The organism is Thermomonas sp., assembly GCF_047606765.1.
Taxonomy (GTDB): Bacteria; Pseudomonadota; Gammaproteobacteria; order Xanthomonadales; family Xanthomonadaceae; genus Thermomonas.
Genome location: NZ_JASGED010000026.1, coordinates 1 through 10,370, shown reverse-complemented (window position 1 = coordinate 10,370; position 10,370 = coordinate 1). Strand labels below are relative to the sequence as shown.

11 protein-coding genes and 1 pseudogene are annotated in these 10,370 nt (G+C 66.2%); 11 read left to right on the top strand and 1 reads right to left on the bottom strand.

The annotated features are described in order from the left end of the window. From QM612_RS02985 to QM612_RS02940, 10 genes are all read left to right on the top strand, one after another. Window positions 1-642: cbb3-type cytochrome c oxidase subunit I (locus QM612_RS02985; RefSeq protein WP_415252413.1), on the top strand; the 642-nt coding region annotated here is incomplete at its 5' end. Between the two features lie 10 nt (window positions 643-652). Further along, the gene (ccoO, locus tag QM612_RS02980) at window positions 653-1,276 is read left to right on the top strand and encodes a cytochrome-c oxidase, cbb3-type subunit II (RefSeq protein ID WP_415252412.1); all 624 of its coding nucleotides are present in this window, start codon (window positions 653-655) and stop codon (window positions 1,274-1,276) included. A 2-nt stretch (window positions 1,277-1,278) separates the two neighbouring features. Further along, a complete protein-coding gene (locus QM612_RS02975) occupies window positions 1,279-1,416 on the top strand; it encodes a cbb3-type cytochrome oxidase subunit 3 (protein ID WP_415252411.1) in 138 nt (45 codons plus the stop codon). Next, entirely contained in the window at window positions 1,416-2,342 is a 927-nt protein-coding gene (gene ccoP, locus QM612_RS02970; protein WP_415252410.1) for a cytochrome-c oxidase, cbb3-type subunit III, read from the top strand. Before QM612_RS02975 ends, ccoP begins: the two co-directional genes overlap by 1 nt. Further along, entirely contained in the window at window positions 2,339-2,635 is a 297-nt protein-coding gene (locus tag QM612_RS02965; protein ID WP_415252409.1) for a hypothetical protein, read from the top strand. Before ccoP ends, QM612_RS02965 begins: the two co-directional genes overlap by 4 nt. Before the next feature lie 9 nt (window positions 2,636-2,644). Next, complete coding sequence (locus tag QM612_RS02960; protein WP_415252408.1) at window positions 2,645-4,204, top strand: 4Fe-4S dicluster domain-containing protein; 1,560 nt, start codon at window positions 2,645-2,647, stop codon at window positions 4,202-4,204. Continuing rightward, window positions 4,204-4,704, top strand: coding sequence for a FixH family protein (locus tag QM612_RS02955; protein ID WP_415252407.1), 501 nt, complete (start codon window positions 4,204-4,206; stop codon window positions 4,702-4,704). Before QM612_RS02960 ends, QM612_RS02955 begins: the two co-directional genes overlap by 1 nt. Beyond that, the gene (locus tag QM612_RS02950) at window positions 4,701-7,103 is read left to right on the top strand and encodes a heavy metal translocating P-type ATPase (protein ID WP_415252406.1); all 2,403 of its coding nucleotides are present in this window, start codon (window positions 4,701-4,703) and stop codon (window positions 7,101-7,103) included. The genes QM612_RS02955 and QM612_RS02950 overlap by 4 nt, the downstream gene beginning before the upstream one ends. Beyond that, window positions 7,100-7,276, top strand: coding sequence for a cbb3-type cytochrome oxidase assembly protein CcoS (ccoS, locus tag QM612_RS02945; protein ID WP_415252405.1), 177 nt, complete (start codon window positions 7,100-7,102; stop codon window positions 7,274-7,276). The genes QM612_RS02950 and ccoS overlap by 4 nt, the downstream gene beginning before the upstream one ends. Next, window positions 7,266-8,003 (top strand): sulfite exporter TauE/SafE family protein, encoded by a 738-nt coding sequence (locus QM612_RS02940; protein WP_415252404.1) that lies wholly within the window; start codon window positions 7,266-7,268, stop codon window positions 8,001-8,003. The genes ccoS and QM612_RS02940 overlap by 11 nt, the downstream gene beginning before the upstream one ends. A gap of 71 nt (window positions 8,004-8,074) precedes the next feature. Here the strand turns inward: QM612_RS02940 and asnB are convergent, their stop codons facing one another. Further along, window positions 8,075-9,772 (bottom strand): asparagine synthase B, encoded by a 1,698-nt coding sequence (gene asnB / locus QM612_RS02935; protein ID WP_415252403.1) that lies wholly within the window; start codon window positions 9,770-9,772, stop codon window positions 8,075-8,077. A gap of 321 nt (window positions 9,773-10,093) precedes the next feature. On the opposite strand from asnB, the pseudogene QM612_RS02930 reads away from it, so the two are divergent. Then, a pseudogene (locus tag QM612_RS02930) lies at window positions 10,094-10,370 on the top strand (UMP kinase); the annotation flags it as partial.

Below are 10,370 nucleotides of genomic sequence, written 5' to 3'. Positions count from 1 at the left end.
GCGCAGTCGGTGGGCATGGTGTTCTCGCTGATCCTGCTGGCACCCAGCTGGGGCGGCGCGATCAACGGCATCATGACCCTGTCGGGCGTGTGGCATAAGCTGCGCACCGACCCGATCCTCAAGTTCCTGATCGTCGCCCTGAGCTTCTACATGATCGCCACCTTCGAGGGGCCGATGATGTCGATCAAGACGGTCAACTCGCTGAGCCACTACACCGACTGGACGGTGGGCCATGTCCATGCCGGCGCGCTGGGCTGGGTGGCGATGATTTCGATCGGCTCGATCTACGCGCTGCTGCCGCCGCTGCTGGGGCGCGCGCAAATGCATTCGGTGAAGCTGATCGACACCCACTTCTGGGTACACACGCTGGGCGTGGTGTTCTACATCGCCGCGATGTGGATCGCCGGCGTGATGCAGGGCCTGATGTGGCGCGCCACCAATCCCGACGGCACGCTGACTTACACCTTCGTCGAATCGCTCAACGCCACCTATCCGTACTACCTCGCCCGCCTGTTCGGTGGCCTGCTGGTGCTGTCCGGCATGTTCCTGATGGCATGGAACGTGTGGCAGACGTACCGCGACGCCGGCAAGCCTGCAGACCAGCCGCTGCTGCCGCCCGACGCCACCAACGTGCGCGACTGAGGACGCCCCCATGAGCCAACAACATAACGCGCACGAGAAACTGGAAAAGAACGTCGGCCTGCTGGCGGTGTTCATCGCCGTGGCGGTGTCCTTCGGCGGACTGGCCGAAATCGTCCCGCTGATGTTCCAGGCCGAAGCCGTGAAGCCGCTGGAAGGCGTCAAGCCCTACCCCGCGCTGGAACTTGCAGGCCGCGACGTCTATATCCGCGAGGGCTGCTACAACTGCCATTCGCAGATGGTGCGCACCCTGCGTTTTGAGACCGAGCGCTACGGCCACTACTCGCTGGCCGGCGAATCGGTCTATGACCATCCGTTCCAGTGGGGTTCCAAGCGCACCGGCCCGGACCTGGCGCGCGTGGGTGGTCGTTATTCCGATGACTGGCATCGCGTACACCTGATCGATCCGCGCGACGTAGTGCCGGAATCGAACATGCCCAGCTTCCCGTGGCTGGCGAAGAACAAGCTCGACGGCGCGACCGTGCAGAAGCACATGAAGGCGCTCGCCCGGCTGGGCGATCCCTACACCGATGCCGAGATCCAGGCCGCGCCTGCGGCGGTTGAAGGCAAGACCGAACTGGATGCCGTGGTGGCCTACCTGCAAGGGCTTGGCCGGCACGCACCGAGGGGGAACTGAGCATGTTGTCCGGCATCGTCACCACTCTCCTGCTGCTGTTGTTCCTGGCCGGCTGGGCCTGGGCCTGGAGTCCGCGCCGCAAGCATGATTTCGACGAAGCGGCGCGCCTGCCGCTTGAATCCGACGAGGAGAACGTCTGATGACTACAGGCTGGTCTTGGTACGTCATCGCACTGATCGTGCTGAACATCAGCGGCTGCGTGTGGCTGCTGTGGTGGACGGCGAAGCGTCGCCCCGGCGACCCGAAGCCGGAAGACACCAGCCATGTCTGGGACGGCGATCTCACCGAGTACAACAAGCCGTTGCCGAAGTGGTGGATCAACATGTTCTACCTGACCATCCTCTTCAGCATTGGTTATCTGGTCTGGTATCCGGGCTTCGGCAACTTCGCCGGCCATTCGAAGTGGACCTCGCAGGCCGAGCATGATGCCGACGCCGCGCGCGCCAATGCGCGGCTGGAAAAAACCTTCGCGCCGTACCAGGGCCAGCCCATCGACGTGCTGGCGCGTGACCCACGGGCGGTGAAGCTGGGCAGTTCGATCTTCGGCAACACCTGCGCCACCTGCCACGGCTCGACCGCGCAGGGTGCGACCGGCTATCCCAACCTGACCGACAACATCTGGCACTGGGGCGGCACGCCGGAGGCCATCCTGCAAACCGTGCTGGACGGGCGCGAAGGCGTGATGCCGCCATGGGGCAGCATTCTGGAAGGCATGGGCGGCAAGGATGCGACCGACTACGTGATCGCCCATGTGCGCAAGCTGGCCGGCCAGAGTGGTGACCAGAACGACTTTGCGGCGGCGCGCGGCAAGACCCTGTACGACGGCGTCTGCGTGGCCTGCCACGGGCCGGACGCCAAGGGCAATCAAACCCTGGGCGCACCCGACCTGACCGACGCTTACTGGATGTACGGCGATAGCCGCGAATCCCTGCGCGCAACGATCAACAACGGACGCCACGGCACCATGCCCGCGCACCGCGCGCTGCTGGGCGAAACCCGCGCGCGACTGGTGGCTGCGTATGTGTGGTCGCTGTCGCACGGCAATGGCACCGCAGCGGCGAAATGACCGACTTCACCACGCCGCGTTTCGACCACCCGCCGCGCCCGATGGCGCAGCGTGTGGGCGCGATCCTGTGGCCGAGTTTCTTCGCGGCAGGCGTCGCCACGATGGTGTTCTTCGCCTTCGTCGATCCGCTTGCGCTGCGTGACATGACCTTCCCGGGCATCGAGATCAGTCGCGGGCTTGGTTACACCGTCGGCTTCTTCATGTTCTGGCTGGCAACGGCCTCGTCCAGCCTGTTCACATGGATTTTGTTGCGCCCGGCCAGCCGCTTCAACCGGCCCTTGCCGCCGAAGTAAGGCTGCACGATGGGCAACAAGCAGATTCCGCTGGAAGTGCTCGACTCGGGCGGCAGCGCCTACGTCAGCGAGCGCAAGGTCTATCCGCGCGACGTGGAAGGCCCCTTGAACCGCCTGCGCGTGGCTGCGGTGTTCTGGCTGCTGGGCATGTTCTATGTGTTCCCGTGGCTGCGCTGCGACGGACGGCAGGCGGTGCTGTTCGACCTGCCGGCGCGCAAGTTCCACGTCTTCGGCATCACCTTCTGGCCGCAGGATTTCGTGTTCCTGGCGATGCTGCTGATGATCGCGGCGATGGCGCTGTTCTTCTTCACCGCGCTGGCCGGTCGCCTGTGGTGCGGCTACGCCTGCCCGCAGACGGTGTGGACGGAAGTGTTCCTGTGGATGGAAAGCGCCATCGAAGGCGACCGCAGCAAGCGCATGAAGCTGGATGCCGGCCCGTGGAACCGCGACAAGCTCCTGCGCAAGGGCAGCAAGCATGCGGTGTGGCTGCTGTTCGCACTGTGGACGGGCTTCACCTTCGTCGGCTTCTTCACGCCGATCAAGGATCTGGGCGCACGCCTGTGGCCGTTTGCCGGCCCTGAAACAGGATGGAGCGGCTGGGAAACCTTCTGGGTGCTGTTCTATGCGCTTGCCACCTGGGGCAATGCCGGCTTCCTGCGCGAGCAGGTGTGCAAGTACATGTGCCCCTACGCGCGTTTCCAGAGCGCGATGTTCGACCGCAACACGCTCATCATCGCCTATGACCCGATGCGCGGTGAACCGCGCGGCCCGCGCAAGCGTGGCCTGGGCAGCGTGCTGGAACGCGCGCGCGGCCTGCTGGATTTTTCCACTGCCAGCGACTACGTGTTCCGCGCCAGCAAGCACCCGTCCGCTGCAACGCAGGCGGCACATGCCAGCAGCACCATCACCTGGGACGGCGACCTTGGCGAAGTCGCGCCGCTGCCCAAGTTCGCGCCCGATGAACTGGGCGACTGCATCGACTGCACGATCTGCGTGCAGGTCTGCCCCACCGGCATCGATATCCGCAACGGCCTGCAATACGAGTGCATCGCCTGCGGCGCCTGCATCGACGCCTGCAACGAGGTGATGGACAAGGTCGGCTATCCGCGCGGGCTGATCCGCTATTCCACCCAGAATGCAATTGATGGCAATGCATCGCGCGTGCTGCGTCCGCGCATCATCGTGTATGGGCTGATCCTGCTGGCACTGATGGCGGGCTGGGCATGGGGCGTGGGCAACCGCGCGCCACTGATTGTGGAAGTGCTGCGCGACCGAAACGCGCTGTACCGCGAAGTGGCGGGTGGCATCGAAAACAGCTATACCCTGAAGCTGGTGAACAAGACCGACCAGCCCCAGCGCTACCACATCACCCTGCAATCCAGCGGCCCCGCACTGCAGCTGCAGGGCGCAGCCGTGGCCGAAGTGCCCGCAAGCCAGGTGGCCTCGCTGCCGCTGACCGTGCAGGCACCCGCCGATACGCGCGGGCGGCATGCCATGCAGATCGTCGTGCGCAGCGAGGACGGCAAGGCGCAGAGCACCGTCGAGAGCAGCTTCTTCGGATCGATGTAATGGACGAAACCCAACACTCCCCCTGGCGTCAGCCGCTGGTGTGGCTGGTGGCCGGCATTCCCACGGTCGCGGTGATCGCGCTGGCGTGGATGGTGTTCATCGCCGCCGGCCCCGGCAGCACCGACACCGTGGACCCTGCGGTCAAGCGCACCGCACAGATCCAGACCGCCGACCTTGGCCCGGACGAAACCGCCGCAAAACTGCAACTCGCCGCGCTGCTGCGCGTGGATGGCGAACAGTTGGAATTACTGGCGCTGCATTCCGGTTTCGATACCAACACGCCGCTGAAACTTCTGCTGCGCCACCCGGCGCGGGCCGACCTTGACCGCGACTTCCTGCTGCAACCCGGCGGCGCAGGCTGGCGCGTGGATGCACCTGCGCTTGAACTCGGCCACGACTGGGCCATGCAACTGCAACCGCAAGACGGCAAGTGGCGGTTGCAGGGTCGCCTGCCGCGCGGCCAGTTGAGCGCACGCCTGCAACCCACCCTGCCGCAATGAACATCGCGATGGCAGCGGCGGTGGCCGACCTGCCCGCCTCCGCATCCGCCTGCTTCCACTGCGGCGAGGCATTGCCCGCCGCACCTGCGCATCTGCGCGTCGAAGGACAGATGCGCGCGTTCTGCTGCGATGGCTGCGCCGCTGCCGCGCAGTGGATTCGCGATGCCGACCTCGACGCCTATTACCGCCTGCGCGACAAGCCATCCGCGCGGGTGGATGCCGATAACACCTCGCTCGCGCTGTGGGACAGCGAGGATGTGCAGGCCGCACACGCCACCACCATCGACGGCGGACGCGAGATCGTCCTGCTCACTGATGGCATGCGCTGCGCGGCATGCGCATGGTTGATTGATCGCGCACTCTCGCGCGAACCAGGCGTACTGGAAGTCGGCGCGAATGCCGTCACCGGGCGCATCCGCATCCAGTGGAATCCCGAGCAGACGCCGCTGTCGCGCCCGCTGCAACGCCTGCAGGCGCTGGGCTACAAACCCTTCCTCGCCGCAGGTGAAGCGCGTGAGCGCGAACGCCGGCGCGAGCGCAACCGCTGGCTGCTGCGCATCGGCATCGCCGCACTCGGCAGCATGCAGGCGATGATGTATGCCGAAGCACTGTACCTCGACACCACCGGCAGCATGCCGCTGGCCACCCGCGACGCGCTGCGCTGGGTCGCCTTCCTCGTTTCCACGCCGGTCGTGTTCTACGCCGGCTGGCCGTTCATCGCCGGCATGCTGCGCGAACTGCGCCACCGCGCGCCGGGCATGGACACGCTGATCGCCTCCTCCACCCTGCTGGCATGGGCCGGCAGCACGGTCGAAACGCTGCGTGGTGGCCCGCAGGTCTGGTATGACGCCGCGGTGATGTTCGTGTTCCTGCTGCTGCTCGCGCGCATGTTGGAGCAGCGCGTGCGCGCCACCGCCAGCGCGCAGGTGGATGCGCTGGCGCGCGCAAGGCCGGCCTTCGCCAGCCGCGAAACTGCCGATGGCAGGCGCGAGATGGTGCCGGTGTCCGCACTGGCCGTGGACGATGTGGTGCGCGTTGCACCCGGCGAACCGGTGCCCGCCGATGCCGTATTGCTGGATGGCGATGCCGCGTTTGCCGAAGCGCTGCTGACCGGCGAAGCCCGCCCGGTGCCGAAGCAACCCGGCGATGCGGTATTCGCAGGCTCCATCTGCGGCGCGCAGGCCGCACGCCTGCGACTGACCGCCGTCGGCACGCAGACGCGGCTGTCGCAACTTGCCGCACTGATCGAACGCGCGCAGGCACATCGCCCGCCGCTGGCACAAATCGCTGACCGCATTGCCCGCGTGTTCGTTGTGGCGCTCGCATTCGCCACGCTCGCGGTCTACATCGCATGGCGCATCCACGATCCATCACGCGCATTCGAAGTCGCGCTGGCACTGCTGGTGGTGTGCTGCCCGTGTGCGTTGTCGCTGGCAGTACCGGCAGCGCTGGCGGCAGCCAATGGCGCGCTGGCGAAACTGGGCGTGCTGCCATTGCGCGCCGACGCGATGGCACGGCTGGCCGGCATCGACACCGTGGTGTTCGACAAGACCGGCACGCTGGGCCTGCCCGATGGCGCGCTGCGCACCGAGGCGCTGAACGGCTTCGATGCGGCACACGCACTGCGCATCGCCGCCGCGCTGGAACGCGACAGCGCGCATCCGCTGGCCGCTGCGTTCGCGCGCGCACCTGATGCCATGCTGCCGCAGGCATCCGAAGTAATCGAACATCCCGGTGCCGGCATCGAGGGCATCGTCGATGGTCGCCGCTGGCGGATCGGCCGCGCCGGTTTCGCGGCATCCACCTGCATCGATGACGGCAGCATATGGTTAGGCGATGGCGAAACCGCCGTCGCACGCTTTTGCTTCGACGAAGCCGCACGCCCCGATGTCGTCGCCGCACTGGACGCGCTGCGCGGGCTTTGCATCGACACACAACTGGCAAGTGGCGATGGCGAAGCCGCCGTGCGTCGCTTCGCCGACATGCTCCACATCAGCGATGCGCGCGCGCGAATGAGTCCGGAAGGCAAGCTCGCGCACGTCCACAGCTTGCAGGCGCAGGGCCGCAAGGTGGCGATGGTGGGCGACGGCATCAATGACGGCCCGGTGCTGGCCGGTGCGGACGTGTCCTTCGCCATCGGCGACGGCAATGCGCTGGCCGCACGCGCCGCCGATCTCGTGCTGGCATCGCCCGCGCTGCTGCGCATCCCGCAGTCAGTCGCACTGGCACGGCGCACGCAGGCCATCATCCGGCAGAACCTGGGCTGGGCACTGGCCTACAACCTGCTGGCCTTGCCGGCGGCGGCACTGGGCATGGTCACGCCGTGGCAAGCGGCATTGGGCATGGCGCTATCCTCGCTGCTGGTCACCCTCAACGCATTGCGGCTGGCACGCGCATGAACGCACTGCTGATGCTGATTCCGCTGAGCCTGGTGCTGCTGGTCGTGGCGATCTGGGCGTTTGCATGGGCGGTGAAGCGCGGCCAGTTCGATGACCTGGACACGCCCGCGCTGGACATCCTGCAGGACGACCCGAAACCGCAGCCGCCCGCGCAGGACGACGATGCCGGTTGATCTTCTGGTGCTCGGTGCGGCCCTGCTGACCGGCCTGCTGGGCGGCGCGCACTGCGTGGCGATGTGCGGCGGCATCGCCACCGGCATTTCGCAAAGTGCATCACTGCATGGCATGCAAAGCTGGTGGGTCGCAGCGCAACCCAATCTTGGCCGCGTTGCCGGCTATGCGCTGGCCGGTGCCATCGTCGGCGGCATCGGCGGTGGCCTGCTCGGCATCGCCCGCATCCCGCAACTTGGCATCGCGATGCGCGCTGCGGTCGGCATCGTGCTGGTCATCGCCGGCCTGCGCATGCTGGACAGCAAGGGCCGCATTGGGCGTTTCTTCGGTGGCCCCGGCCATCGCGTCTGGAACCTGCTGCGTCCGCTGCAACGGCGGCTACTGCCCGCAGACACCGCCGGCAAGCGTCTCGCCATCGGCATGTTGTGGGGCTGGATGCCCTGCGGCCTGTCCACCACCTTGCTTGCCGCCGCATGGCTGCAGGCCAGCGCCACGCATGGCGCGCTGACGATGGCGGCGTTCGGCCTTGGCACGCTGCCGGTGATGGTGCCGCTGACATGGGCAGGCGCACGCTTCGGCCAGCGCCTGCAACGCGGTGCGTTTCGCAATATCGCCGGGCTGCTGGTGCTGGGCGCGGGCCTGCTCACCATCGCCGCACCGTGGCTGATGCAGGTGCCGGCACTGCACGGCGTGCTGACCGCGCTGGGCTGCCGCAGCCTGCCTGGCTAGTGCTTACAGCTTCGTCATTCCGGCGAAAGCCGGAATGACGGGATGTATTGAACAGCTGAACCAACGCTACCCTAGACCGCCGCCACCGCCTGCTCGTGTACGCCTGCCACTGCACGACCGGATGGATCGGCCATCGCCGCGAAGCTGGCATCCCACGCAATCGCTGCCGGTGAAGAACACGCAATCGACTTGCCACCCGGCACCGTCTCTGCCGCTGCGGGCGTGGGATAGAAACGCTCGAACACGCTGCGATAGAAATATGCTTCCTTGGTTTGCGGCGGGTTGACCGGGAAACGCTTGCCGGCGGCAGCCAGTTCGCGGTCGGACACCTGCGCCTCGGCATGCGCCTTCAGGCCGTCGATCCAGCCATAGCCCACGCCGTCGCTGAACTGCTCCTTCTGCCGCCACAGGATTTCTTCCGGCAGATAGCCTTCAAACGCCGCGCGCAGCACACCTTTTTCGATCCGTTGCGGGCCGGCATCGCCCTTCTTCACCATCTTGTGCGCGGCGTCCATCTTCATCGCCACGTCAAGGAACTCACGGTCCAGGAACGGCACGCGCGGCTCCACGCCCCAGGCCATCATCGACTTGTTGGCGCGCAGGCAATCAAAGTTGTTAAGCGCATCGAGCTTGCGGATCAGTTCCTCATGGAACTCGCGCGCGTTCGGCGCCTTGTGGAAATAGAGATAGCCGCCGAACACCTCGTCGCTGCCCTCGCCGGACAGCACCATCTTCACGCCCATCGCCTTGATGCGGCGGGCCAGCAGGAACATCGGCGTGGAGGCGCGTATCGTGGTCACGTCGTAGGTTTCGATGTGGCGGATCACTTCCGGCAGTGCGTCGAGCCCTTCCTCGAAGGTGTATTCGAAACCGTGATGCACCGTGCCCAATTTCTCCGCCGCCACCTTCGCCGCCGCAAGATCGGGCGAGCCCTTCAGGCCGATGGCGAAGCTGTGCAGGCGCGGCCACCATGCTTCGGTCTTGTCGCCATCCTCGATGCGATGGCGCGCGTAGCGTGCGGCCACGGCGGCGACCAGCGAGGAATCCAGCCCACCCGAAAGCAGCACGCCGTAAGGCACGTCAGTCATCAACTGGCGATGCACGGCGGCTTCGAAGGCTTCACGCAATTCGGCCAGTGATACTTCAACACCTTCCACCGCCGCGTAGTCTCGCCACGGGCGTTCGTAATACTGCGTCAACTCGCCAGTGGCGGTGTCATACCAGTGTCCCGGCGGGAACTGCGCCACGTCCGCGCAATCGTCCGCCAGCGATTTCATTTCCGATGCAACGCGCAGGCGGCCTTCCCTGTCGTGGCCCCAGTACAGCGGCACCACGCCGATGGGATCGCGGGCGATGATCGCGCGCCCCTTCGCCTTGTCCCACAGCGCAAACGCAAAGATGCCGTTGAGGCGGTTGAGGAAGGACGCAGGTGTGTCCTCGCGGTAGAGCGCGTTGATGACCTCGCAGTCGGATTCGGTCTGGAAGGCATACGGCTGCGCCAATTCCCGCTTCAACGCGATGTGGTTGTAGATCTCGCCGTTCACCGCCAGCGCCAGTTCGCCATCTTCCGACAGCAGCGGCTGTGAGCCACCGGCAGGATCGACGATGGCAAGCCGCTCGTGGACGAGGATTGCGCCATCGCCCAAGTACACGCCGCTCCAGTCCGGCCCGCGATGGCGCTGCCGCTGCGAGCGTTCCAGCGCTTCCCGCCGAAGAAGCTGCACGTCGTCGCCGGGTTGCAAACCGAAGATGCCGAAGATGGAACACATGGTGGAATCCTTTGCTGTAGGTTCGAAAACGAAAGAGCCCGCACTTTTCAGTGCGGGCCCCGGGAAGATCAGCGTGTGATGCGCGCGCTAATCGCCGGCCCGCCGGGGGCTGGCGTTGTTGCGATGATTGTTGGCGCGCGTTGCAGTCATGGCCCGCACCATAACCGGCTTGTTCGGCATCGCGCAACGGTTGCTTGGGCAACTGCCAACACGCTTGCGCATCCGCATGCGCCTTCCACCCGCAGCGGACAGGCCTGCGCGCGACGCCCTGATCCGGGGCATCGGCTAGAATCTCTGCGTTTGCCTGCCCGGAGCCCCCGCATGTCCAGCCTCGCCTATCGCCGTGTCCTGTTGAAACTCTCCGGCGAGGCCCTGATGGGCGATGAGGATTACGGCATCGACCCGAAAATCCTGAACCGCCTGGCCCGCGAAGTGATCGAAGCGCGCGAGGCCGGGGCGGAAGTGGCGCTGGTGATCGGCGGCGGCAACATCTTCCGTGGCGCGGGGCTGGCTGCTGGCGGGATGGATCGGGTAACCGGCGACCAGATGGGCATGCTGGCCACGGTCATCAACGCCCTGGCCATGCAGGACGCGCTGG